Source organism: Brasilonema angustatum (assembly GCF_059505445.1).
The window spans coordinates 38,192-63,983 of sequence record NZ_JCACKO010000117.1; the positions used below are offsets into that span (position 1 = coordinate 38,192).

Genomic DNA, 25,792 nt, shown 5'->3' on the forward strand with positions numbered 1-25,792 from the left:
CTGGGGATTGGTAACCAGTTGTAGGAATTGTGCTTCCTGTGCCGTTGGGTACAGGCGGAGTCGTTACTGGGGATTGGTAACCAGTTGTAGGAATTGTGCTTCCTGTGCCGTTGGGTACAGGTGGAGTCGTCACTGGGGATTGATAACCAGTTGTAGGAATTGTACTTCCTGAACTAGGAGGTATGGGAGCAGTTGGGCTAAATTGTTGATAAATCGCACGAGAAATTGAAATTATGAGTTTTTCGGCGCGGGGATCGTTATTAGGACGTTGTACCATAACCGCAACTACATAACGCTTGCCAGTCGGCATATCAACTAAACCTGCATCTGCAAGGGTTGTGCCAATATCGCCCGTTTTATGGGCAATAGTTGCGCCTGATCCTAAACCAGTAGGCAGGAGCTGATTTCTCACAGTGCGACGCATAATATTTAGTATGCGATCGCGCGATGCGACACTTACCAAATTTCCTTTATTCACCATTCCTATCAGCTTCCCTAACTCCTTGGGACTTGTGGTATTTGTCCCTGACAAATCAGGGAGGGGATTGCGAATTGTAGTTGTTGTCAAACCCCAATTGCGGAAACGCTGATTCAGTGTCTCGATACCACCTAAGCGATGAATCAGCATGTTTGCTGCGGTGTTGTCGCTGATTGTCATCATCTTAGTCGCCACTTCTATGATTGTAAACTGAGTTCCGGCTGGTTTATACTGCATATCCCCAGAACCACCAACAACCATTTGCTTGCTCATGGTGAGTATTTCATCCAGGCTAATTTTTCCAGCATCTACATCTTGGAAAAAGGCAATCAAAATCGGAATCTTAATTGTGCTTGCAGCAGAAAAAGTGGAGGAACCATTCACATCTATATAATTGCCACTGTCTAAATCTACCAAGAAAACTCCTGGTGTGAGATTAGGGTTTGCTGCGGCTAAATTTTGTACTATAGTTTTTAAAGAAGAAATTTCCTGGGTCAGGAATAAGCCGGAAGCAGCTTCTGAGGGATTTTGGGTCAACTGTGGCTGTGCCTGCCCAATAGTTGTATCAGATGATGTGCCATTTGATGTGGTGATGCGACTTGCAGGATCTAACACTGATAACGCCGTACCTACGATCGCACCAATACCAACTCCTACAATTAACAGCCGTAGGGCATACAAAAATGTTCTTGCCATCGGCTTTAAGCGCGTTTTTTGTCGGGATACACTGACTTTTCTTGGCAACGGCTGCTTCCGCATTTGCACATTTTTTGGCTGTACTTTCTTTGGATTGTATGGTGGAATCCTTCCTTTGGCAGCAGCAGTTGGTTTGGCTGGTGTCGGTGGTACTCCTGATCGCTTTATGGGCGAAGTGAGAGGGATTAGGGGAGGAATCGATTTTATACGTGTAGGCATTGTTCGGCTGTAGGGGGCTTGCTGCTGCTTTGTCGCTTCGACTTTATTTTGCCCCTGCTTTTGAACTTTGCTCTTAACCGGACGGCGGCTGGTTTTTGGACGCCGTGAGACTGTTTTAATAACGGTTCTCGTTGGCATAAGATAGGGTAGCAATAAAAGTGTAAAATAAAGAACACATTTAGAAAGGTTTTACTTTATAGGCTAAAGTCACTTTCGATCAATCCCTGATGGGAATTGAAATGTCTTTTGTGTGCGGACTTTGTAGCCACTCTTTCAATTTACCTCTAAGGCACCTTATTATTTACATTAATTTTTGCTTATAATAGTTAGTCTTTTGAGTTGAGCTTAAGTTATTATGACAAGTTTTTGGACGATGAGTTAGTACACAAGTTAGGATGAGTTAAAAGCCTTGATGATTGTTCCGGTTTTCTAGCGCCCATTCTACCTGTCGTAAAATACCACGCAACATAGCAACTTCTCTAGTTTGTAATTGAGCGCGATTATACATTTGCCGAAATGTTTCCATACGGCTAGCTGCTGTATGGGGATAAAGATATCCAATCTTGAGTAGTAGTGATTCTAACTGTTGGTAGTATTCTTCCAGTATATTCAAAGGTGCAGACTCGTTAACAGATGTAGGAACACGCACAGCTAAAGGTGCAGATAATTTTTCACTCTTTATATCCGTGTTTTCTCTAACCGTGTCCTCTTGATTCTCTGTGTCACTTTTTGCTAGTTCATAACAGCAAATAGCCACAGCAGTCGCCAAATTCAACGATGGGTAATTAGAACTGGTAGGAATACGAATAAACCGCTGAGCATAATTTAATTCTTCATTACTCAGTCCTCGATCTTCCCTACCAAAAATGAGCGCGGCTGGTTGTTGCGGTTGATCCAGTAACCAAGGTAGTGCTGTGGAGGGATTTTCTAAGGGGGAGTCCCAGTGACGAACACGAGCTGTGGTGGCGATCGCCCGCGTACATCCTTGCAATGCTTCTGGTAGCGTCGTCACTGAGACTGCTGACTCTAAAATATCCTTAGCATGAACCGCCATTTGAAGTGCTTCACCTGAAAGCGCTTTACATTGAGGATTAACCAACACGAGATGATTTAACCCAAAATTTTTCATCACCCGTGCGATCGACCCGACATTTATTGGTCCTGCTGGTTCTACTAGGATAATTCTCACCTGATTTAATGCCATTTACTGCCCCTGTGTTATTTACCTGGTTTTAAAAGAAGGCTGCCGCCATAATCTTGTTGGGTTTGGTGGCGTAAGCAAAAGTCCTCTGTTTGGGTTTTCTGGCGCACGGTTCAATCCTCCATTCGGGTTTGGTGGCGTGAGCAAAAGTCCTCTGTTTGGGTTTTCTGGTAGACGGTTCAATCCTCCGTTCAAGCTTCCGGGTGCGAGTACAGCCCCGTTAGGGCTAACTCTATCAGTATTGATATTAACGCGCGTCCCATTCTGATAATAGTAAGTGCTAGAGCCATCGCCATTATTGATTGTTGTGGCAGGAGAAATCGTAGTGCCATTTGGTGTATTAATGACACCATTTTGATGAACGCGCGTCCCATAAGGATAATTGAGAATGTTGCCTACACCCTTCGGGTTCGGCAGTTGCTACCCTGCGGGAAGCCGCCTCCGGCGTCTACAAGTCGGGAAACCCGCCCAACGCACTGCCTCACCAGAACTAGAAGTGGAATCACTTTGTGCCTCAGCCGCAGATGGTGTTAAAAAACTGACTCCTAATGTTGTCAGGGCTAATATCAAGAGCTTGAAGACCTTTGGGCGATGATATGTAGAATATCTGGTTACAGGACGCGGCACAACACAATTAGCCTTAGATATTTCACCTACCTCTACAGTTGAGACTTTACTGAACAACTTAGATGACAGCTTATTTATCGAAAAAACGTTATTCATCTTTCTTGTGTTCAAAGCTTTTTTTATGAGTGTTGCATTATGGAAGCTTGCCAAGTAAGAACTATAGGGGCTTCTATACCTATAGGACTCCTATTTGATTTTTGAAAAAAACTCAGTATACCTTTATTGCTTTTCCCTGTTCCCTGTTCCCTGTTCCCTGTTCCCTGTTCCCTGCCCTGACGAGTTGTTCAGGAATCAAACCGGATTCCTATATGATAGAAAACTGTTAAGCAACTTCACTCGAAAACACAAAGACGCTGTGTTTTCACGCGAGATTATCAGTCTAAGTAGGTAGACGTAATTAATTCGCAGATAGCGGTAGTGGGAGCATCTTGCTCCCTACTTTATTACCAACGCGGGCTGTCCTGCCCGCACTACATTTTATATTGAATTCAAACCACCTACTTAAATTTAAATGTTAAGCAGGCGAGACTCGTGAAAAAACAAGATCCCCGACTTCGTAAGAGTTGTCGGGGATTTCAATAGGACTTAATTTTTAGACTGTTCAGCTAGTGAAAACTCACATAGCTGTGATCAACAACACTAGTGATAAACTACATATTGGGTTGCTGACGACGAGCACCCTTTTCCTGGCGGTATTTTTGGAGTTGTTCTTTTTGTTCTGGGGTTAGGACTGCTTCCATTTGCGTTTTCTGTGACTGCATCACTTGCTTTAGTTGGTTTTTCTGATCATCAGAAAGATTTAAAGCAGCAAATCCACCTCGTTCCTGGCGGTTTTGCATAGCGGTTTTTAACTGTTCCCGTTGTTGTTCGGTGAGAATTTTGTCAACTTCAGCGCGGGTATTGCTACGGATTTCTTTGATTTTGGTTTTTTGCTGATCCGTTAGTCCCAAACGTTGGAAAGCTCCTTCTTTTGGCTGAGATTGTGCAACAACTAAGGGCAAAGAGGAGTTTGCTTCTGCTTTGACGGCGAAGGAAGTTGTAGTTAAACTGAGGGCGATCGCTCCACAAATGAGTGATAAGTTTTTGAGTTTCATCCAAGTCTTTCTGTGCTTTTCTCCTAGTTGATACAACTATGGTAAGAGTTCAATTTTAAAAGTGACATGAGGAAAAAGTCATGAATAGATCTATGACTAAAGTCATGGATCTATACAATCAGTAAATTCATCAAGTAATCATGAAGTCTTTTGTTCTGAAATTATCTCTGTAACCAAGAAAGTACTCAGAACTTTCTTTTGCGAAGTAAAGGTTAAAGGGTAACAGAAAATACTTTCTCTGTTAAAATTTTCACCAGCAAACCTTAAATGAATAGTGTTGATTTATAGTAAAACTATAAAAACTAGTTGTTCTTGAGTATATTTTTGTGAGCCGTTCGATTCAATTTTACAATCATCCTTTCCGGTTTCTACTATATTTGGAGTGGGTATTGCTAGCGTTTGCTGCTTTTACAGCAGCTCTACCATCTCACCCAGATCGACATCAAACCAGCTTTCCTGAACTGACTATTTGTAGTCTGGTGCTTTTTGGATTGATGGGTTTGAGATTACCAACTCGTAACCATATAAGTAAAGTCATTTATACCGCACTGGAAATATCTCTAATTTTGGTAACTGGTTTTTGGGGAGTTAAGGGTGATAGAATTTTTGCTTTTCTTGACATCATTTTAGTAACTCGCAGTTGTTTAATTTTTCAGTTACCAAGTCGTTTAATCATCACAGCTTTATCATTTATTTTATTTTTACTAACACTAACAAGTCGATTTACAAAAATAAAATTTCTCCCAGGAATGCAAGAGCGTTTTTGGTTTTTCACTCTCAGTTTTGTCTTAGTATTCGTCTTAGCGTTATTATTTGTTTTACTATTAATGAATACAGTTTTATCTGAGCGAGAAAGTAGAGAAAAACTAGCCATTGCCAATGATAAACTGCGTCAATATGCTTTGCAAATTGAAAATCAAGCTACTCTTGAAGAACGCAACCGAATTGCTCGCGAAATACATGATTCTTTAGGACATTCTCTGACAGCTTTGAATTTACAATTAGAAACTGCATTAAAACTTTTGGAATCGAATCCAACCAAAGCACAAACTTTTTTAGGAAGAGCAAAAGAGTTAGGTTCTAAAGCATTACAAGATGTCCGTCAATCAGTGTCTACGATGCGTTCTCATCCCTTGCATGAGCAATCTTTGGAAGAGGCGATCGCCGGACTTGTAGAAAATGTTCAACGTTCAACTGGTATAACACTAATTTGTCAAATTCACTTAGATCACCCTATTCCAGTTGAAGTTAGCACTGCTGTTTACCGCATTGTCCAAGAATCATTTACAAATATCTGTAAGTATGCACAAGCTACAGAAGTTAAACTGGAAATAATCACGACTCAAACTAGTTTGCATTTAAAGGTTGAGGACAATGGCATCGGGTTTAATTTAACACAAAATACCACTGGTTTTGGACTTCAAAGTATGCGCGATCGCACTTTGGCACTCAATGGTCATTTTCATATTAATAGTGCTCCTGGTTCTGGTTGCAAAATGACAGCTTATATTCCCTTATCTAAAGTTACCACAAACTAATTTAACGACAGAAAATAAATAAGTGATGACTAATCTGATTAAAGTTTTAATTGTAGATGACCAAAGTTTAATTCGTCAAGGATTAAAAGCATTATTGGAATTAGAAGAAGATTTAGAAATCGTCGCAGAGGCAGAAAATGGGGAAATTGCAATTCATTTAGTTGAAGAATTCTATCCAGATGTGGTACTCATGGATATTAGAATGCCTATTATGGATGGTGTTGCAGCAACTCGGGAAATTCAAAAGCGTTTTCCCAAAACTAAAGTTTTAGTACTAACAACCTTTGATGATGATGAGTATGTAAAAACCGCTTTACAGAATGGAGCGATGGGTTATTTGCTAAAAGATACACCTTCAGAAGAGTTGGCTGTTGCTATTCGTGCTGTTAACAAAGGATACACTCAATTGGGGCCAGGAATAGTTAAAAAACTTTTCGCCCAGTTTTCTAGTGTAACACCAACCAAGTCACCATCTCCACCAGATAGCTTAGCTGAACTAACTCCTAGAGAAAAAGAAGTTTTGCGATTGATTGCTACAGGTGCTAGTAACCGAGAAATTGCACAACAACTTTATATTTCTGAAGGGACAGTGAAGAATCACGTCACAAATATCTTGAATAGTTTAGATTTGCGCGATCGCACCCAAGCTGCAATTTTTGCTAATTCTTTTTTACCCTATCTAAGTCACCCTAGTTAAAAGTTTATTTTTACTTAAATAAGTTGATACACTCTTCTCTTAAAACACCTCTTGTGACCTTGACTTTTCTAAAACTCTTAGCGATAACCTCTTGAGATGATATGTTAATTTGAGATTGATTAACTGAAACTAAATCTTCAATAGAAGCACCGTATATAATTTCTGATAAACCTGTCCAAACGCAAGCAGATGCACACATCGGACAAGGTTCACCAGTAGTATATATGGTATAACCTTCTAAAGAAGGGTTTTGTAGTTGAGTGGTTAAACTGCGAATGACATTAATTTCTGCGTGAGCAGAAGGATCGTTGTCTCGCTTCACTGTATTATGAGCTTGGGCAACCACTTGGTTATCTTTGACAATCACAGCACCATATGGGGCGTCTCCTTTTTTTGCTTCTTCCAACGCCAAACGCATAAAATCTTCTGGATTCATAATTACCTTGGGGTTCAAAAATTAGATTTTTCCAGAATTTAGCATATCCTACGATAACATGTTCTAAAGTCATAAATCCTGAAAAAAAGTTTTTCTATTGCTAAGCTAGTCTTTAGATTCACAATTAATTGTGGATTTTTCCTCTTGCTAAATTTGTTATACGTAACTTATGAAATTTATGTTACTTAACAGAGAAAAAACAGCTTTTTACTTGAAAGACTTAGAGACACCAGTAGGTAAATTTGTGAATTTGACTATTGCTGGTCTAGTTTTATTCTCCTCCGTTATTTTTGTAGCACAAACTTATAACATATCTGATAATTTACGACTGACTTTAGATTTTTTAGATACAGTTGTATTACTGATTTTTATTACCGAGTATTTACTCCGTATTTGGAGCGAGGAGAATAAAATTAAGTACTTTTTTAGTTTTTATTCTTTGATTGACTTAATAGCTATTGTACCCTATTTATTAGGAGGTATTGATATCAGCTTTATTCGACTTCTACGATGGTTCAGGATTTTGCGTTTAATTCGATTTATAGATAAAAAAGTTTTCTTGGGTCTCAGCACAGAAGACAGTTTAGTTTATACACGAATCTTATTTACATTATTTGCCATTATTTTTGTCTATTCAGGTTTAATTTATCAAGTAGAGCATCCTGTTAATCCAGAAAATTTTGCGACTTTTTTGGATGCTTTTTATTTTTCTATAGTCACGATGACCACTGTTGGTTTTGGCGATGTGACTCCAATTTCTGAGCTAGGTCGTTTGTTGACAGTATTAATGATTTTAACAGGTATTGCCCTGATCCCTTGGCAAGTAGGTGATTTGATAAAGCGATTAGTAAAAACTGCAAATCAAGTGGAAACAATTTGTTCTGGCTGCGGTTTATCGTTCCATGATACAGATGCTATGTTCTGCAAAATTTGTGGTACTAAGTTGAGAAATAACTCGTAATTTATCATTAATTTTTGCTTCAAAAACCAAGTATCCATAGTTACAAAAAATCCTCTAACTTAAGAAAGAAGCATTTGTTTATTTTTTGAGGTATTATATTCTACCAAAATAGAGAATATATGACGAAAAGAAATGTACTCACTCCGTTTCAGCGTTTGCTTAGTATCTATTGTCCTGACGATCATCGCTAACAACTTGGTATGTTCTGCAACTGCAAAACCCAAAGTAAGTTTCTTAACAGTTCAACAACCTCAAACAAAGTTTTTCAACGCGCAATTACTTGCACAAGAGTTATCCAAAGTCCGAACTCCCATTGTTCAGTTTTCTAAGGATACATATCCGGAAGTCAACTTACCTGAGATTACATCTGGGCAAATTCAAGTTCAAGAAAATCAATACTTAACTATTATCACGCTGCCAGCAGATATTTTATTTGACTCTAATAAAGAGACGATTCGCCCAGATGCAGAGAAAATGTTGCGTCAAGTCAGTCAGGCAATCAATAATCATTATCCTAACACTTGGTTACAAATCCTAGGACATACTGACTCTAAAGGCTCTAAAGATGATAACTTAAAATTGTCAGAGCAATGGGTAGCAGCAGTACAAAAGTGGCTGAGTGAAAAAGGTGGCATAGACATATCTTTGATATCGAAAGAAGGTTATGGGCAAGCCCAACCCGTAGCACCAAATCAAAAATCTGATAGTTCGGATAACCCCGCAGGACGGCAAAAGAATCGTCGTATTGAAATTGTGATTCAAAAGGTAGCAAATCATCAGGTATAACTGACTTTTAGAAAGCAAAAAAGCAGTCATCAGCAGGTTAAAAACACTACTGTAGACATTAGTAATTTTAAATTGTTATGTTGTTGTATTAAGTACTTTACTTTTATAGCTAAATAGGGTGTAAGGTTGTTTTATTTAAGACAACTGTAAAAGTACGTTTTTCTAGTATAAAATTCCTCGTGCTGTCTGACAAGCCAGACAAATACTTTTTGCATCTACCATTTTCAAAAGAGTGACTGCATCTACCGAACTTAGTGGTCAGGATTTTTTCAATTCATGAGTGTACTCGACTTGATGAAAGTGACAAGAAGACTCATGTAAGAAATGCTATTTCACGAAGATCCAGAGTGAGGTTAACCAGATGTTCCAGGCAGATGTGGCGATGAGTAGTATTTACAATCCATTCCTTGTTGCCCTTTCAATTGTGATAGCTGTGCTTGCTTCGTACACCGCTATTGATTTGGCTGGGCAAATAACGGTAGCTAAAGCAAAGGCAAGACTAGCTTGGTTAATTGGCGGTGCAGTTGTCATGGGAATTGGTATCTGGTCAATGCACTTTGTTGCCATGCTTGCCTTCAGTTTACCAATATCGATGGGGTATGACGCGTTGACTGTAGTGGTTTCCGTGCTACCTGCTATTGTTGCCTCAGCAGGTGCGCTTTTGCTTGCTAGTCGCCCAGTATTAAGTACGCAGCAATTGGTGAGTGGTGGTGTGTTAATGGGCATTGGTATTGCCTCTATGCACTACATTGGTATGGCAGCAATGCGGATGGAAGCAGCGATTCAGTATGATGCAGTACTGTTTATGCTTTCTGTGGCGATCGCCATCGGTGGATCAATTGTGGCGCTGTGGATTGCTTTCCAACTGCGTTTGCAAACGGCGAAAACTGGTAGGCGAGGCAAGATTTATAGTGCGTTCGTCATGGCAGTTGCAATTTCCGGGATGCATTACACAGGGATGGCAGCTGCCTCTTTTAGACCAACCAGAGTGACTGGCACAGTCGCAACCATGCAAGTATCCCTATCTGAGTTAGCTGTAAGTATTGGCGTTAGTACTATCATTATCCTAAGTTTCACACTGCTAACTTCCTTTGTGGAGCGGCGAATGGTTTCCCAAACACTATTACTCAAACAGCTAGAAGCTCAACGATCGCAGCTCTTCATGGACATTACCCTGCTGATTCGGCGGTCTCTCAAGTTAGAGGATATTCTCAACACAGCGGTTTGTGAGATCCAAAAAGCACTGAACACAGACCGCGTTATCATCTATCGTTTCAATGCTGACTGGGGCGGTACCATCATTGCCGAGTCAGTAGCAAAAGGTTGGATAAAAACTGTAGGAAAAACAGTCTTTTCTCCATTTGGCAAAGATGACATAAAAATGTACAAAGATGGTCAAGTCCAAGTAACAAAGAACATTTATCAGGGGAATTTTACAGACTCTTACCGACAAATTCTTGAAGGCTTTCAAATTAAGGCGATTTTGGTTGCACCTATCTTAAGTGAGCATCGGCTTTTAGGTTTATTGTGTGCTCACCAATGCTCTGAATTTCGGAATTGGCAGCAGTTAGAAATTGATTTATTTGGGCAATTAGCTGTTCAAGTAAGCCTTGCTTTAGAACAAGGAAATCTTTTGCATGAACTTAACACTGCACAGGAAGTGTTGCGGGTGCGTGACCGTGCGATCGCCGCTGCTAGCAATGCCATTGTCATAACAGACCCTCGTCAGGAAGACAATCCTATCATCTTTTGCAATCCTGCATTTGAAGCCATGACCGGTTATTCACCACAAGAAGTTTTAGGACGCAACTGCCGATTTTTGCAAGGACCTGACACTAATCCACACAGTGTTGAACAAATACGCAATGCATTGCGACAAGAGCAAGAATGTCATGTTGTGATTAAAAATTACCGTAAGAACGGTACCCCATTTTGGTGTGAATTAAGTATTTCTCCAGCACGAGACGTCACTGGACAGGTGATAAATTTTATTGGGGTACAATCTGACATTACCTCACGCAAACAGGCGGAAGAAGAATTGAGACGCAGCAAAGAATTCCTCCAACGTCAGCTTATGGAACTTATTGATGATGTTAAAGAGGTAGCCAAAGGTGACCTGAGAGTTCGAGCTCAAATGACAACCGGTGAAATCGGAATAGTAGCCAACTTTTTCAATACCATTATCGAAAGCTTGCAACAATTAGTCCTTCAAGTCAAACAAGCGGCTATACAGGTCAATGTTTCTGTGGGGAAAAACTCTGATGCTATTGGTCATTTAGCAGATGAAGCACTCCAACAAGCTGAAGAAATTGGCTGCACCCTTGAGTTGGTAAATCAAATGAATTTCTCCATTCAAGAAGTCGCCAATAATGCTTCTCAAGCAGCAAAAGTGGCTCGTACATCTGCCAAGACTGCTTTGAGTGCAGGTGAAGCAATGGACTATACCGCATCTAGCATCTTTAATTTACAAAAAACAATTACTCAAACAGCCAAAAGGATAAAACATTTTGGTGAGTCATCCCAAGAGATTTCCAAAGTTGTTACCTTGATTAACGAAATTGCATTACAAACCAATATACTAGCTATCAATGCTGGTCTTGAAGCGACGCGTGCAGGTGAACAATCTCAGGGCTTTATTGTTGTGGCTCACGAAGTTGGTCGCTTAGCAATACAGGCAGCCGAAGCAACTCAAGAAATTGAACAAATTGCAGAAAATATCCAATTAGAAACTAACGCAGTTATCCAGGCGATAGAACAAGGAACGACTCAGGTGGTAGAAAGCGCTGAGCTAGTCAAAGACGTCAAGCAAAGCATGGAGACAATTGTAAAAGTATCTCGTCAAATTGACGAGTTAGTTCAGTCAATTTCTCAAACAACAGTGTCTCAAGCCGACACTTCGCAGGCAGTTGCTGTTTTGATCAAGGAAATTACCAAAACTTCAGAACACACTGCTAATTCATCTGGTGTTGTGTCAACTTCTTTACAACAAACTGTAGAAGTCGCGCAGCAATTACAAGCATCAGTTAGTGTGTTTCAAACTCGCGTAGGTTGAATCAAGTGAATTCGTACTTTATCACACAAAAAAAGGTGGACAATGAAGCCCACCCAAAAAGAAAGAGAATAGATACTCTGTTGCTAATTAACCCAACAATGCCTTAGCCTTAGCTAATACATTATCAACTGTGAAGCCGAATTTCTCTAAGGCAACTGCACCTGGAGCTGAAGCACCAAAGCGATCAATGCTAACAGTATCGCCTTCGGTGCCAATATACTTATGCCAACCGAAACTGGCAGCAGCTTCTACAGACACACGCTTGGTGACAGCTTTAGGCAGAACAGATTCTTTATAACCTGCATCTTGTGCTTCAAACAGTTCCCATGAGGGTAACGAGACAACACGGACTTTCTTACCTTCAGCCGTGAGTTTCTCGGCTGCAGTTACGCAGAGGCTCAATTCTGAACCAGTGCCAATCAAAATCAAATCTGGCGTACCTTCAGAATCTACCACTGTGTATCCACCCTTCGTCACGCCCTCAATCGAAGTACCTGCCAAGTTGGGGACATTTTGACGGGTGAATGCTAACAGGGTGGGGTTGTTTTGCTTGGCACTCTCGATCGCCACTTTGTAAGCGCCAGAGGTTTCGTTTCCGTCTGCGGGGCGAATTACCGTTAGGTTAGGAATCGCTCGCAAAGAAGCCAGAGTTTCAATTGGTTGGTGCGTTGGACCATCTTCACCTTGTCCAATCGAATCGTGAGTCATCACCCAAATCACGCCTGCTTGGGATAAAGCGGATAAGCGGATGGCAGCACGCATATAATCTGTGAAGATCAAGAAGGTAGCGCCGTAAGGAATTAATCCAGATTGATCCAGCGCGATACCATTACAGATTGCGCCCATACCGTGTTCCCGCACACCAAAGTGGATGTTGCGGTTTTGGTATTGCCCTTTCTGAAATTCGTCGGAGTCCTTGAGTTCAGTCAGGTTGGAGTGAGTCAGGTCAGCCGAACCACCAATCAGCTCAGGTAAAACCGCCCCCAGTTTGTTGAGGCAAGTTTCCGAGTGTTTGCGGGTAGCCAGTCCTTTGTCTTCTGGGGTATAGGTAGGTAGTACTTTATCCCAACCATCAGGCAATTTGCCGCTGAGGTACCGCTCAAATTCAGCAGCTTCTTGGGAATATTTGCCTTTGTAGTCGCTGAAAACTTTGTTCCATTCTTCCTCCAGGTTTGCCCCGCGCTCAACAGCTTTGCGCCAGTGCTTAAGAGCATCTTCTGGTACTACAAAAGGCTCGTATTCCCAACCCAAGTTTTTGCGGGTGAGTTTAACTTCGTCTCCACCAAGGGCAGACCCGTGAACGCCAGCTGTGTTTGCTTTGTTGGGCGAACCGTAACCGATGGTGGTGGTGACTTTAATGAAAGAAGGTTTGTCAGTAACACCTTTGGCAGCTTCAATAGCTTTAGCAAGACCTTCCAAATCACTGTTACCTTCTGCAACGTGCTGCACGTGCCAACCGTAAGCTTCAAAGCGCTTGGAAACATCTTCGGTGAATGCTATATCTGTAGAACCATCGATGGAGATGTGGTTGTCGTCGTACAGAGCGATGAGTTTGCCTAATCCCAGGTGTCCCGCGTAAGAACAAGCTTCACCAGAAACGCCTTCCATGTTGCAGCCATCACCTAAAATCACGTAGGTGTAATGGTCAACAATCTTGGCATCGGGTTTATTGAACTTTGCGGCTAGATGTGCTTCAGCCATTGCCAAACCGACTCCATTGGCAATTCCTTGCCCCAAGGGTCCGGTAGTCACTTCTACACCAGCAGTCATGAAGTTTTCTGGGTGTCCGGGGGTTTTGGATTCCCACTGACGGAATTGCTTGATGTCCTCAATGGTCACGCTGTCGTAACCAGTCAAATACAGCAGGGCATACTGCAACATTGAGCCGTGACCGGCAGACAGAACAAAGCGATCGCGGTTGAACCACTTGGGATTTTTGGGGTTAAACCGCAAAAAGCTATTCCACAGCACAAATGCCATTGGCGCAGCGCCCATTGGCAGTCCTGGGTGACCAGACTTTGCCTTCTCTACAGCATCAATTGCCAGAAAGCGGATCGAGTTAATACAAAGTTCTTCGAGGGTTTGGGTTGCAACAGCCATAATCAGATTGTTCTCTACGACGGGTTAGCAGTCTTTGAGCATCACCAGGGGAGTTGTTTATCAGTTACTAGTTACCAGTTTTCACTGTTCACTGTTCACTGTTAACTGTTCACTGTTTGAAAGATCCCCGGCAGTATCCTCATCATCCCATTGGTGCTTGTTGACCGACAAGCGGCAGATCTTGGGATTTTTGATGAAAATTTTGGATTCATTTTATGGGGGATATCTTCTATTATCGGTTGCTGAACCCACTGAATTACCAAGATTTCTGCCCAACATCTCAATACAGACAATGCTTGAGTTTCATGCTTTTAGGTCAAATCCACGCATCTCAAATTTCCCACCCTAGACATACTTCTTAAAGGCTAGTGTCACATTATGACCACCAAAACCGAAAGAATTGGATAGTGCCACTTCGACTTTTGCTTCCCGGCTGGTGTTGGGGACGTAATCCAAGTCACACTCAGGATCTGGGTTTTCCAAATTAATTGTCGGTGGAATCCGGTCATTGGCGATCGCCAGTACAGTTGCTACTGCTTCAATTCCACCAGAACCACCCAACAAATGACCTGTCATTGATTTGGTGGAGCTAACTGCTATCTTATAAGCATATTCACCTAAAGCTTTTCTCATTGCAGCAGTTTCCGTCGGATCATTCACTGGCGTACTGGTACCATGTGCATTAATGTAGCTCACCTGTTCTGGTAGTATACCAGCGTCTTTTAGTGCTAGTTGGATCGCTCTTGCTGCACCTTCGCCTCCCGGTACTGGAGAGGTCATGTGGTAAGCGTCGCAAGTCATACCATAGCCAATAATTTCTGCATAAATTCTGGCTTTGCGACTCAAAGCATGCTGCAATTCTTCTAAAATTAAGATGCCTGCACCTTCACCCATAACAAATCCGTCACGGTCTTTATCAAATGGGCGGCTTGCATGAGCGGGGTCATTGTTCCGAGTTGAAAGTGTTCTAGCTGAAGCAAATCCAGCTAAAGATAAGGGTGTAATTGCCGCCTCACATCCTCCACAAATCATCGCTTGGGCATATCCCCCTTGTATGAGGCGAAAAGCTTCCCCGATAGCGTTTGAGCCGGCAGCACAGGCAGTTACCGAGCAGGAATTTGGTCCTTTAGCACCAGTATGAATTGCTGTCAATCCCGCTGCCATATTGGCTATCATCATCGGTATCATAAAAGGACTACAGCGATCCGGGCCACGATTCAGGTAAATTGTTTGCTGGTCTTCTAAAACCTTAATGCCACCAACGCCAGAACCAATAATAACGCCAATTTGTTCTGCGTTTAAGTCGTTGATGACTAACTGCGCGTCTGCTACAGCCTGACTTGCTGCCGAGACGCCAAATTGGGCAAACCGATCCATGCGTTTGGCTTCTTTGCGCTCCATGTATTCATGTGGATCGAAGTTTTTTACCTCACCAGCAATGCGACAATCGTGACGAGACGCATCAAACAAGGTGATTTCACCAATCCCATTGCGTCCGCTGATCAATCCTTCCCAATATTCGGCTGGTGTATTACCAATCGGTGTAAGCGCGCCAACACCAGTAACAACAACGCGTTTACGTATAAAATCAGTCATGTCGATAGTTATGATGGCTATTGATGCAGGCAGAACAAAACAGTGCTGAGCAATGAGTTGGTGAGTTAGTGCGCCCTTGGGGAGGACAGTGCTGGGGTGAGGCAGCGCTGGCTCCCGTTGTCGCACCTGGCGTACACCTTTGGCGTGCGTTTTGCGCATACCCTATGGGTGAGTTGGTGAGTTCTCAAGAAGGACAAAGGGAGAACGAGATTAGTCATTGCTACATAGAACTTCTCCATAGTTGTACCAAACAACTACTTGGTCTACTTCGGTGCTTTTGCCAAGGCAGATAGATCTAAAAGTACTATATATCACACTTTTGCATCGTAAACCTACGTACAACAACTTCGTCGTTTTCAACGAGTAATTTGGTGTTAGTTGGTTTATTTTTCGCCATTTTGACTAACTCTCGAACATTCTAACAAGTAAGAATTGCTACTTATTCAAGCTCTTGACTCTTCACTCCTGACTTTTTACTCAGCAATGCCAGTCGCCTGCCTTCGGTTACCCTCCTGGAGTTTACGCTTTTGGGCACACTCTGCTGGAGACTGTCCTTTGGAGGAGATAGCAACTCCCGTCAAAGTGCCCGTAGCCTCAATAGCACTCAGCACTCAGCAATTTTTTAGGCTGATGTGGCAACTTTCTGGTCAATGTAGTCCACAGCCTCTTTTACAGTTGTAATTTTTTCGGCGGCTTCATCAGGAATTTCGATGTCAAACTCTTCTTCCAAAGCCATAACAAGTTCAACCGTATCAAGGGAGTCAGCTCCTAAATCGTTGGCGAAACTGGCTTCTGGTGTTACTTCTGAGGACTTAACACTCAGTTGATCGACAACAATTTTTTTGACCTTTTCAAATGTTTCTGCTTGGCTCATAGATACTATTCCTCAACCAGTTGCTAGAATCCGCTGTTTATGGGGGATATATTTTTGGGCATATTCATCTTATCGGAAAGCGCGAGCACCCGTACACTGTTAAGAGATTTTCTTTGGTGAAAATCTAAGGGCGCTTCCTCAAAATAAACAAGTCAAGTAATGATAAAACAGTTATTGAGTAACTAAGATACTATGCTAACCCATACATTGAAATACGCATACTTTCCAGGTTGTGTTGCCCAAGGAGCTTGCCGGGAACTTCATCAATCAACTGTTGCCCTAACCCAAGCCCTAGATATCGAACTCATTGAACTCAAAAAAGCTGCTTGCTGTGGTTCCGGTACGTTTAAAGAAGATTCCCAAATGTTGGAAGATACGGTTAATGCACGGAACATTGCTTTAGCAGAAGAGTTAAATCTACCACTGCTAACTCATTGCAGTACTTGTCAGGGTGTTATTGGTCATGTTGACGAACACCTTAAACAATGCAAAAAAACAAATCCAGCATACCTTGAACAAGTGAACGGCTTGTTGCAAAAAGAAGGCTGTTCACCTTATCGAGGAACCACAGAGGTCAAACATCTCCTTTATGCTTTAGTAACCGACTACGGTTTAGAAGAAATTCAAAAACGTGTCAATCGTAAGCTAACTGGATTAAAGTGTGCAGCTTTTTATGGCTGTTATCTCCTGCGTGCCCAAAAATCCATGCCTTATGATGATCCCTTCCAACCAAAGGCGATGGAAAATGTCTTTCGTACGGTGGGAGCAGAACCTATTTATTACAGAGGTCGTACGCAATGTTGCGGTTGGCCTCTTTCTAGTTATGCCACGACTCAATCTTTTCAAATGGCTGGAATGCATATTCAAGAAGCCATAGAAGCTGGTGCAGATTGTATAGTGACACCTTGTCCTCTTTGTCACCTGAATTTGGATTCTCGTCAAAAAGAGGTGGAAAAAGTCATCGGACGGGAACTCGGTTTACCAATACTACATTTACCCCAGCTGATTGCTTTAGCAGTTGGTGTCAGTCCTAAGGAACTTGGTTTAGATCGGCATATTGTTTCCACCAAACCAGTTTTGGAAAAATTAGGATTCAATTAACCTGATTCGGCCCAATTCAAGAGTCCGCCATGTGGCGGGCGAGGTTGTCAGGGGGATGACGATTACAGCGTTCCCCTTGCGCCTTTGTGGAAACTTTCAACTTTAGCCAAGGCAAAAAGCGATGCTGCAAAGCGCGACGCACGCGATAGTGCGGAGCACCCGTCTTACGGCGATCGCCTGATATTTTTATAAATTTTAGCAAGTGCGCGGATGCCATGAAGGCGACAAAAGTCTAAAACTCAGAACTGATAAGCTTTTAATACGCGAAATTGCTCTTGGTTTTTCAAACAGCTACTGACTCGCGCTAGGTGTCTTCTCCGTCTTGAGTTCTGTGTTGTTCTCAATCATTGATTTTGCTGCTTGCGGAATTGGTGTTGGTGTTATTGTCACTGCTGGAGTCGGTATGGCTTCGACTTGTGATGTCGGTGTTGGAGTTGGAATTGGTGTAAAAGTCGGAGTAGGCGTAGGTTCTACGGTTGGTTGATTTTTTTCAACATTGGGTGTCACCGACGGCGTGAAAGTTGGGGTAGGCGTGGCTTGTAGTGTGGGTGTTGGTACTGTAGTTACGTCTGGAGTTGGTTTTGTGAATGTGGGTGCATCTGATGTCGCGGGTGCTGTTGTTGGTTTTGTGAATCTGGGTGTATCTGATTTTGTGGGTGCTGTTGTTGGCTTTATTTTTGACTTCTGGCGTTTGGGAATTACTGGCTGTTCGTCTTTTAGATCTGGTGTGATTGGTGGACTGACTTTGATTATTGGTGTAGGAACAGGTGAGGACGGAGTAATAATTGTGGATGGAGGTTCGACAATTGGTAGCGGTGTGGCGGTTACTGTGGGTTCCTGTTTGGGAACAGATGAGGGTTTAACAGTTGTTGTGGGTTTAGAAGTGGATTTTGCGGGTGGTGAGGGTGTGACACGATACCAATGAAAGAAAGCGAACAATCCTCCTGCTGCTAAAATTCCAGTTGTGATAATTTTTGTTGAAGAAACCAAAATGTTTTTATAGCCAGTTTTGTTGGAGTGAAAATTATTATCTGGTGATACTATATTCATTCTGGTCACCACGTGCGGAGCTGGGGGTGGCTGCAAGCTGGTATCTTCTTCTGCAACTATTTGATCGGAAATATTTGTAGCGATATTTTTTTGCTGACTGGTATGAGTTTGTGGATCGGGAATATTTGTAGCGATATTTTTTTGCTGACTGGTATGAGTTTGTGGATCGGGAATATTTGTAGCGATATTTTTTTGCTGACTGGCATGAGTTTGTGAAGATGAAGACTGGTTGAGCAATTTAAGATTGTGGCGAGTTGCTGCAACTCCCATGTCATCATCAAGAGATTCTCGTAATTGTATTGCTTTGGTTAGGTAATTGAAAGCTGTGCTGTTTTCTTCCAAACAAAGAGCACGAGTTCCTAGTTGATGCAATATCCACGCTTGCACAGATCTATCTTTTTCGGCTTGAGATGCTTGTAGTCCCCTTTGGAGTACTTGTTCCCACAAACCCCATCGCTTACTTAAAGCGAGTGTACCTTCCACTACTTTTACCAAGCGTAAGATATCTTGCCAACGACTATTTCTGACTGCGACTTCCAAGATTTGCGCGATCGCATCAATTTCTGCTAATAAGATATTGGGTTGCTGTTGGTGGCGTTCAGTCCAATTTACAAAGTAGGCGATCGCTTTTTCTACAGATGCTGTCAACTTCGATTCTGGCGGTAAAATCTCTACTATAGTCTTAGTGATTTTATATCGAGAGCCATCAAGCTGCACAAGATGATGCTTGCGTAGTTTTTCGAGTCTATCAAAAGCATCTGAAATTTGTGTGATGTCAGTAATTTTTTGATGATCAAGCCCAACATCACCCATAATACTTAACAACTCCAGAATTGTTTTTTCTGATGTTGATAACGATGTTATTATTTGTTGAAGTAGATAGTTGCTTGAAGCAGAGGTAGGCAATTGACTAACGACTTCGGAAAGCGAACGCCTTTGTTGGTGTATACTCGCCATCACTATCCGCAGGCGCATTGGCTGCCCATCTAAAATCTTATATAGCGATTTTGCTTTCTCTTGTTCTTCTATATTCAAAGGACGTTGCAGTTCCCTTTGCATCAAAACCAGAGCATCATTCATGGGAAGTCCAGAAAGCTTCATCGAATGCCCCTTTTTCTTGATGCGACTCGTTGATGAAGCAACCAGGAAGGTGCAGTTGGGCACTACATTTATCAGTTCTTGCAATTCGTCTTGAATAAGTGGATCATTATCTAAGACGACAAGAGCCTGTTTTGTGTGAAGTTGTTGACAAATTTGCTGAGGAGTTGGTTTATAAGGAATGTTGCTTTCATAAAAAGCATCCCATATGAACTGAAGTAAATCTCCTACATTTGGATGGAGAGGAGATAAGCTAATGACACCAGCAGCGAAAAGTGATTTGACTTGAGGGTTGTGCTCTAAGTGGCGTAATAAAACTGTTTTCCCAAAACCAGATGGACTGTAAAATTCCACTGATTGCCCAGCTTGAAAGGTAGCAATAGCTTCTTTGACTAATTCTTGTCGATCCAGAAAATTATCTGAGGGTTGCTGAAGTATCAATGGGGTGGAATGCAAGCGCAAAGTCGGTTTGTCTTCCTCAGTTGCTATATTTACACTAGCACCCTGAGGTGAATTCATCTTTATGATCCAATTTCCAACTACCAGTTGAGCATTCACTTCTTCCAAGACGTTTGTTATTATAGTATTTTCAGTCATAGTTTTTTGTTGAGCCAGATTTAGATTACTGTTTTTCTACTAATCGCAATGTAGCTATCATTAATCATATGTATATTACATAAATTTTTTAATCATTCCAGAAAAACGAAGTATAAATATTTATTTTAAGATTGTTTTCTTTCCATAACTTAATTAATACATCAAGCTAAGCGTAGAGTATTTAGCTAAAAATTCGTTGACGCGATAGTGAGAAAACTTAAGGCTATGTTAAGAAAGCTTGCAAAAACGAGCTATAAAAAAAAGAGTTTCAAAACCAAGCTTCAATATTATAGATATTCCCCATGAAATGCGTAGATCCGGACACTCTTCATGGGGGATTCGTTATTTAATATCTATTATGGTCAGTTAACCTAAGTTTTTTGAACCGAGAGATCAACGACTGTCCCAGAGCCAGAATCAGTTAGCACCTTATTGTCATCAGTGAAGTTGAGTTTCACAACTTTGAACCTGGCTTCTTCTATTTTAGGTAGTGTTAAAGTCAAAATACCATTTTTGAACTCTGCTTTCACCTCCTCATTCTTGACTGGAACAGGTAGCGAAATAGTTCGTTGAAACTTTCCATACCGTAACTCAGATCTGAAGTAGCCACGTTGTGAATTGGTGCTTTCATAACGAGTTTCACCAGCAATGTAAATTGCTTGTCGTGCGACTTGAACTTCCAAATCTTTACCTTCTACACCAGGAAGTTCCGCACGTAAGGTCAAATTTTCATTTGTATCTTTCAGTTCAACTGCTGGAGTCCAACTTGTAGTTGTCATTTCGCGACTGTGACTGAAAAAGTCGTCAAAGATTTTATCCATTTGACGATTCAGAATTTCAATTTCTTGGAATGGTCGCCAACGTATTAGTGCCATACTGTAATTACCTCCTTTGTACCAGTGTTATGCCTGAACAAAAGGTTGACTCACGAATTTCCTACAAATACACAACCAAGATCTAAACGTTTGAGTTTAAGGTGAAGCTTTCTTGATTGCCTTTATTTTTATATTATAAGAAATTTCAAATTTAGGAATCGTACAGATTTAGTAAGTCGGCGTAAAAATTTCAAGGTATGTCCGCCGCGAGTGCAACGTAAGCGCAAAGCGCACGCTGTCGATCGCTGCGGACGGAATTACGTTGAAATGCGTAAGTCCTGAAAAAGCAAGGTTTATTGGCTGATTTACGTACCGAGCAACCAATATAAAAATATTTTATACTTAATATATAAAAGTTGATCTCCGGAAACAAATAAAACCAGGGTGTAGATACTTGAATGGAGTTAACAGCTATAAATTGTCATTTTGGTAGGGATGGGGTAGTCACTCATGGATTTGTCTGGGTATGAGATAAAAAAAATAAGAAAAGCACTGAAATCTGCTTACCCTACGCGAGACAAATTGATTATTATGCTGCGTGAAGAAATTGATATAGATGAGTCGGAAGTTCCTCAAGATTCAGATTATGAGCATGTTCTCTTCGATCTGATAAGAAATTTTGAGAGTCAAGGTAGTATTAAGAAATTAATTGATGGGGCGCGTAGGGGAAATCCTGGTAATGACTTGTTGCATAAATTATCTACTAGAATAAATGCTTTTCAAATACTTGCTCCTTTAAAGGAAAAATATATTAAACAGATGAAGCAATCTTATCTTGCCTGTTGTCCTGAAGATTGGGATAACAATCAAAATACTGAGACTACTGATGAACTTAAACAAATTTTAGATAATCTTGAGGATATGCCTCAAGGGAGTAATCCCTACACCCATACTGAACAGTTTGTAGCTCGTTTCTTAACAGACGCAGCAAACAGGCTATCTCCTAAAGAATTAGATAAATTAAACGAATTAGGCAAGCGGTACTTTAAGAATTTTGATAAGTTGCTGACTCCGAAAGATGAGACACCAACAATCGAACGAACACAGAATATACCAAATCACCTAATTGTTCACCTATACCCAAGTAAACAACAGAACAAGCGTTATTTTATTTCGGCTTGGTTTATCTCTGATGGAGAAAATGATAAATTCAATCATCAGACAGGAGAAGGTTATAAATTTTTAGAAATTCAAGAACAGGAGCAAGAAACATTTACTCTAGAACAAATTCCTTCTTTAATAGAAGATTATCTTCGCCAAATAACTTCATACCTAACTGACTTCTCTAGCCAACCAACGATTGAGATTTTTTTACCCTATGAACTTTTAAACGAACCAATTGATACTTGGAGAATTGAACAAGAGGAAGAACTACCAATTCCTATCGGTAGTTTATACAAAGTTATTGTTCGTTCTAGTCGTCGCCTGGAGAAGAAATATCCTAACAGACATCTTTGGGTGCAGAAGTGGAAGACTTTAAAGGAACTCACTGAAAACACCTGCTCTGTGTGTTGTACCTCTGGTGATCGTTATTCTTGGGAAAAACTACTTTATAAATTAAATCTAGATTGTGCTGTTGCTTTAAAATTGATGAAGCCGCCATCTAAAGAAATTTTTAAAGTCATGAATCAAACCGCAATTCCAATTGCGTTATGGTTAAGACAAGAATTAGAAAATTTGAATCATCGACTTGAACTTGATGAACTTTTGACATGTTCAATAACAGAACTACCAGAACAAGTCAAACGGAAGCGCTTATGTGATTTTCCTGAAAAGTCTGAGCAGCGCATTGGACATCATCTGTCCTTACTATGGGAAAATCCTTATATATTGCCACCTCAGATTGAATATACAACGCCATCATGACATCTTGGAAAATCTTTCGAGGAACTCCTGAAAAATCCCACAATGGAATTGAACGCCTTCCTGAGCCTCCTAACTGGCGCAGATTTGACAAAGAAGAACGAGGTATTACTTATCAGGCGAGGGGTGAGGAAATAGAGCTAGTCAATGCGGCTTTATATCTACGTCGTCCTTTGTTAGTGACTGGAAAACCGGGGACAGGGAAAACTACTTTAGCTTATGCAGTGGCTAAAGAATTACAACTGGGAGAAGTGTTGCGTTGGAATATTACGACTCGCTCGACTTTACAGCAAGGACTTTATCGTTATGATGCCATTGGTAGGTTACAAGATGCTCAAATGAGTCAGGATAAGAAAGATAATTTAGGGATAATGGGCATGTATAGTAAAAAAAATTTAGCAGAAATTGGCAAGTATATTCAATTGGGTTCCTTGGGAACGGCGTTACTTCCTTCAAAAAATCCCAAGGTGTTATTAATTGACGAAATGGATAAAAGCGATATTGATTTACCCAATGATTTATTAAACATCTTTGAGGAAGGGGAATTTGAAATTCCTGAGTTAGCACGGATAGCTGACAAAATCCCAGAAATTGTTGTACAAACTTACGATAACCAAAGGACAATCATCGTTGAAGGAAAGGTGCAGTGTCAGGCGTTTCCGTTTGTGATCCTCACGAGTAACGGCGAACGAGAATTTCCACCGGCTTTCTTGCGGCGCTGCTTGAGATTAGATTTACGGGAACCGACTCGTGATGAATTAGAAGCGATTGTCAAAGCGCATTTAGGCGATATTATTGGACAAGCAGACAAAGTTATTGAGAAGTTTGTCAACCGACGGGATAAGGGAGACTTGGCAACAGACCAATTACTCAATGCCATTTATATGTTAACCCGTACGGCTGATTTGCCTGATTCTCCGATGCTGGATTCTGGGGATGATCAAGAAAAAGAACAGAAAAAAGAAAAGTTCATCGAACGGTTGCTGCAATACTTGAGTAGTACAGAGGGGATATGATTTCGCGGGCGATCGCCATTCTACAACAAGCAGAGTTTGACCTAACCGCCCGCGAGTTAGCAGAAATTATCTGGTTGGCGGTTCATATAGAAGAGTCTGAACAATCACAGCAGCAATTACAACAACAATCCCAACAATTAAACCCACCCCAAACCCAAACTCAAGAAACTCCAGAGATAGCATCTTCACCTCAAGTCACAGAACCTGGTGCTGAAATTTCTCTTCCCTCTTCTGTGCCAAGTTCCGCTCATATAGAAGAGTCTGAACAATCACAGCAGCAATTACAACAACAATCCCAACAATTAAACCCACCCCAAACCCAAACTCAAGAAACTCCAGAGATAGCATCTTCACCTCAAGTCACAGAACCTGGTGCTGAAATTTCTCTTCCCTCTTCTGTACCAAGTTCCGCAAAGTCTCCAGAAAGTCGGGAAGCAATTCCGATCAAAGTACCTGCGGGTGTAGGACTAAGAAATTCTCTAGCTTTAGGACGTGCGCTTCGTCCTTTAATGCGCAAAATTCCATCTCCTACAGAAAATATACTGGATGAGGAAGCAACCGTTTGCCGCATTGCACAAGAAAAAATTTGGGTACCAGTTCTCAAACCTGCGCCAGAAAGATGGTTAGAGTTAGCGTTGGTGGTTGAACAAAGCAGTTCAACTGCTGTCTGGAAACAGACTATCATCGAACTCCAACGCCTCTTAAAATATCACGGTGCATTTCGGGATGTGCGAACTTGGGAATTAAAAATTACAGAAACAAAAGTACAATTATTCCCTCAAAATAGTACAGGTGCTTATGGTTCAACTCCTTATAGTCCTGAAGTATTGATTGACTCCAAGGGACAGCGTTTAATTTTACTGGTGAGTGACTGTATTTCTCCTGCTTGGCGAAACAAGTTTATTCATCCACTGCTAGAGTTGTGGGGACGTAAGGGTTTAATGACTATTCTGCAATTACTCCCCGAACGGCTTTGGGAACGAACAGCTTTAGCTTCAGAAATACCTGTTCAACTGCATTCCCTTAACCCTGGAGTTTTCAATTCTCAGCTGATTGTAGAAACTTGGGATGACGATATAACTGATGAAATTGAGAACACTCTCCAAAAAGACGCAAACAAAATCCAAAATTCTATCCCTGTTCCCATTGTCACTCTAGAACCTGAACCTTTACTATTATGGTCACGAGTCATAGCAGGTTTAGGGAATGTAAAAACAGCAGGGTTTAAATTTTCCTCTGAATTTTCCTCTGTAGATGGAGTTGAACACAGCGACACTCAACAATTTACAGAACACAAACAACTCAACCTAACTCCAGCAGCGTTAGTCAGTCGATTTCGCGCCACAGCTTCTCCCCTTGCTCGTCGGTTAGCTGGATTAATGGCAGCTGCACCTGTTAGTTTACCAGTCGTGCAACTGATTCAGCAAACTCTCCTCCCACAATCATCACAAATTCATGTGGCGGAGGTGTTTATGAGTGGACTGCTTAAACCTCTAACACCTATTCACCAAAATACAAACGCTGATTATATTGAGTATGAATTTGTTGAGGGGATAAGGGAATTACTGCTAGAGTCTGTCCCAGTGAGTAAAACAATTTCAGTTATTGATAACGTATCTGAGTTTGTCGCTAAACGACTCGGTTTATCAGTACGGGAATTTGAAGCGCGTTTACTTGTACCCGCGTCTCAGGGGGAAGATTCTCTGGAAACAAAGATTCGTCCCTTTGCACAGCTAAAGGCTCAAGTTTTACGACAATTGGGAGGGGAGTATGCGCGTTTGGCTGACGAGATTGTAACCGTTCACTTTAATCAGGGGTTAGCGCTGTACAAGCAAGG

The 25,792-nt window shown here is 41.4% G+C and carries 21 protein-coding genes; 10 read left to right on the top strand and 11 right to left on the bottom strand.

The features are described from left to right. Both AC5JM2_RS18825 and AC5JM2_RS18830 read right to left on the bottom strand, forming a co-directional pair. Positions 1-1,531, bottom strand: a 1,531-nt coding sequence (locus AC5JM2_RS18825) for a serine hydrolase (protein ID WP_495836378.1), incomplete at its 3' end; no start/stop codon positions are given. Between the two features lie 262 nt (positions 1,532-1,793). Then, on the bottom strand, positions 1,794-2,597 hold the full coding sequence (locus AC5JM2_RS18830) for an RNA methyltransferase (protein ID WP_495836379.1): 804 nt from the start codon (positions 2,595-2,597) through the stop codon (positions 1,794-1,796). Between the two features lie 385 nt (positions 2,598-2,982). Here AC5JM2_RS18830 and AC5JM2_RS18835 point away from each other — a divergent pair, with 385 nt between their 5' ends. Beyond that, positions 2,983-3,189 carry a hypothetical protein gene (locus tag AC5JM2_RS18835; protein WP_495836380.1) on the top strand — a complete coding sequence of 69 codons (207 nt, stop codon included), beginning with the start codon at positions 2,983-2,985 and terminating at the stop codon, positions 3,187-3,189. A 682-nt stretch (positions 3,190-3,871) separates the two neighbouring features. On the opposite strand, the gene AC5JM2_RS18840 is transcribed toward AC5JM2_RS18835, so the two are convergent. Further along, a complete protein-coding gene (locus tag AC5JM2_RS18840) occupies positions 3,872-4,315 on the bottom strand; it encodes a Spy/CpxP family protein refolding chaperone (RefSeq protein WP_495836381.1) in 444 nt (147 codons plus the stop codon). 326 nt (positions 4,316-4,641) lie between these two features. On the opposite strand from AC5JM2_RS18840, the gene AC5JM2_RS18845 reads away from it, so the two are divergent. Next, positions 4,642-5,853, top strand: a complete 1,212-nt coding sequence (locus AC5JM2_RS18845) for a sensor histidine kinase (RefSeq protein WP_495836382.1) — start codon at positions 4,642-4,644, stop codon at positions 5,851-5,853. Between the two features lie 34 nt (positions 5,854-5,887). Continuing rightward, the gene (locus AC5JM2_RS18850) at positions 5,888-6,550 is read left to right on the top strand and encodes a response regulator (RefSeq protein ID WP_495836536.1); all 663 of its coding nucleotides are present in this window, start codon (positions 5,888-5,890) and stop codon (positions 6,548-6,550) included. Between the two features lie 10 nt (positions 6,551-6,560). On the opposite strand, the gene AC5JM2_RS18855 is transcribed toward AC5JM2_RS18850, so the two are convergent. Then, positions 6,561-6,986, bottom strand: a complete 426-nt coding sequence (locus AC5JM2_RS18855) for a nucleoside deaminase (RefSeq protein WP_495836383.1) — start codon at positions 6,984-6,986, stop codon at positions 6,561-6,563. 178 nt (positions 6,987-7,164) lie between these two features. On the opposite strand from AC5JM2_RS18855, the gene AC5JM2_RS18860 reads away from it, so the two are divergent. The 3 genes from AC5JM2_RS18860 to AC5JM2_RS18870 all read left to right on the top strand — a co-directional run bounded on the left by AC5JM2_RS18860 (position 7,165) and on the right by AC5JM2_RS18870 (position 11,785). Beyond that, positions 7,165-7,947: an ion transporter gene (locus tag AC5JM2_RS18860; protein WP_495836537.1), complete on the top strand. Its 783-nt coding sequence runs from the start codon at positions 7,165-7,167 to the stop codon at positions 7,945-7,947. Between the two features lie 132 nt (positions 7,948-8,079). Further along, complete coding sequence (locus AC5JM2_RS18865) at positions 8,080-8,733, top strand: OmpA family protein (RefSeq protein WP_495836384.1); 654 nt, start codon at positions 8,080-8,082, stop codon at positions 8,731-8,733. 361 nt (positions 8,734-9,094) lie between these two features. Then, positions 9,095-11,785, top strand: coding sequence for an MHYT domain-containing protein (locus AC5JM2_RS18870; RefSeq protein ID WP_495836385.1), 2,691 nt, complete (start codon positions 9,095-9,097; stop codon positions 11,783-11,785). Between the two features lie 87 nt (positions 11,786-11,872). On the opposite strand, the gene tkt is transcribed toward AC5JM2_RS18870, so the two are convergent. The 4 genes from tkt to acpP form a co-directional block, all read right to left on the bottom strand. Beyond that, entirely contained in the window at positions 11,873-13,885 is a 2,013-nt protein-coding gene (gene tkt / locus AC5JM2_RS18875; RefSeq protein WP_495836386.1) for a transketolase, read from the bottom strand. 345 nt (positions 13,886-14,230) lie between these two features. Next, positions 14,231-15,481: a beta-ketoacyl-ACP synthase II gene (gene fabF, locus AC5JM2_RS18880; protein ID WP_495836538.1), complete on the bottom strand. Its 1,251-nt coding sequence runs from the start codon at positions 15,479-15,481 to the stop codon at positions 14,231-14,233. Positions 15,482-15,954: 473 nt separating this feature from the next. After that, on the bottom strand, positions 15,955-16,092 hold the full coding sequence (locus AC5JM2_RS18885; RefSeq protein ID WP_495836387.1) for a hypothetical protein: 138 nt from the start codon (positions 16,090-16,092) through the stop codon (positions 15,955-15,957). A gap of 11 nt (positions 16,093-16,103) precedes the next feature. Continuing rightward, positions 16,104-16,355: an acyl carrier protein gene (gene acpP, locus AC5JM2_RS18890; protein WP_495836388.1), complete on the bottom strand. Its 252-nt coding sequence runs from the start codon at positions 16,353-16,355 to the stop codon at positions 16,104-16,106. A gap of 192 nt (positions 16,356-16,547) precedes the next feature. Between acpP and AC5JM2_RS18895 the strand changes: the two genes are divergently transcribed. Then, positions 16,548-17,456: a CoB--CoM heterodisulfide reductase iron-sulfur subunit B family protein gene (locus AC5JM2_RS18895; RefSeq protein WP_495836389.1), complete on the top strand. Its 909-nt coding sequence runs from the start codon at positions 16,548-16,550 to the stop codon at positions 17,454-17,456. Between the two features lie 16 nt (positions 17,457-17,472). Here the strand turns inward: AC5JM2_RS18895 and AC5JM2_RS18900 are convergent, their stop codons facing one another. From AC5JM2_RS18900 to AC5JM2_RS18910, 3 genes are all read right to left on the bottom strand, one after another. After that, entirely contained in the window at positions 17,473-17,673 is a 201-nt protein-coding gene (locus tag AC5JM2_RS18900; protein WP_495836390.1) for a hypothetical protein, read from the bottom strand. Between the two features lie 74 nt (positions 17,674-17,747). After that, the gene (locus AC5JM2_RS18905) at positions 17,748-20,201 is read right to left on the bottom strand and encodes an NACHT domain-containing protein (RefSeq protein WP_495836391.1); all 2,454 of its coding nucleotides are present in this window, start codon (positions 20,199-20,201) and stop codon (positions 17,748-17,750) included. A 371-nt stretch (positions 20,202-20,572) separates the two neighbouring features. Continuing rightward, on the bottom strand, positions 20,573-21,076 hold the full coding sequence (locus AC5JM2_RS18910; protein WP_495836392.1) for an Hsp20/alpha crystallin family protein: 504 nt from the start codon (positions 21,074-21,076) through the stop codon (positions 20,573-20,575). A 450-nt stretch (positions 21,077-21,526) separates the two neighbouring features. Here AC5JM2_RS18910 and AC5JM2_RS18915 point away from each other — a divergent pair, with 450 nt between their 5' ends. From AC5JM2_RS18915 to AC5JM2_RS18925, 3 genes are all read left to right on the top strand, one after another. After that, entirely contained in the window at positions 21,527-22,942 is a 1,416-nt protein-coding gene (locus AC5JM2_RS18915; protein ID WP_495836393.1) for a VMAP-C domain-containing protein, read from the top strand. Next, on the top strand, positions 22,939-23,955 hold the full coding sequence (locus AC5JM2_RS18920; RefSeq protein ID WP_495836394.1) for an AAA family ATPase: 1,017 nt from the start codon (positions 22,939-22,941) through the stop codon (positions 23,953-23,955). Before AC5JM2_RS18915 ends, AC5JM2_RS18920 begins: the two co-directional genes overlap by 4 nt. After that, the coding region (locus AC5JM2_RS18925) for an SAV_2336 N-terminal domain-related protein (RefSeq protein ID WP_495836395.1) at positions 23,952-25,792 on the top strand (1,841 nt) is incomplete at its 3' end. The genes AC5JM2_RS18920 and AC5JM2_RS18925, both read left to right, overlap by 4 nt.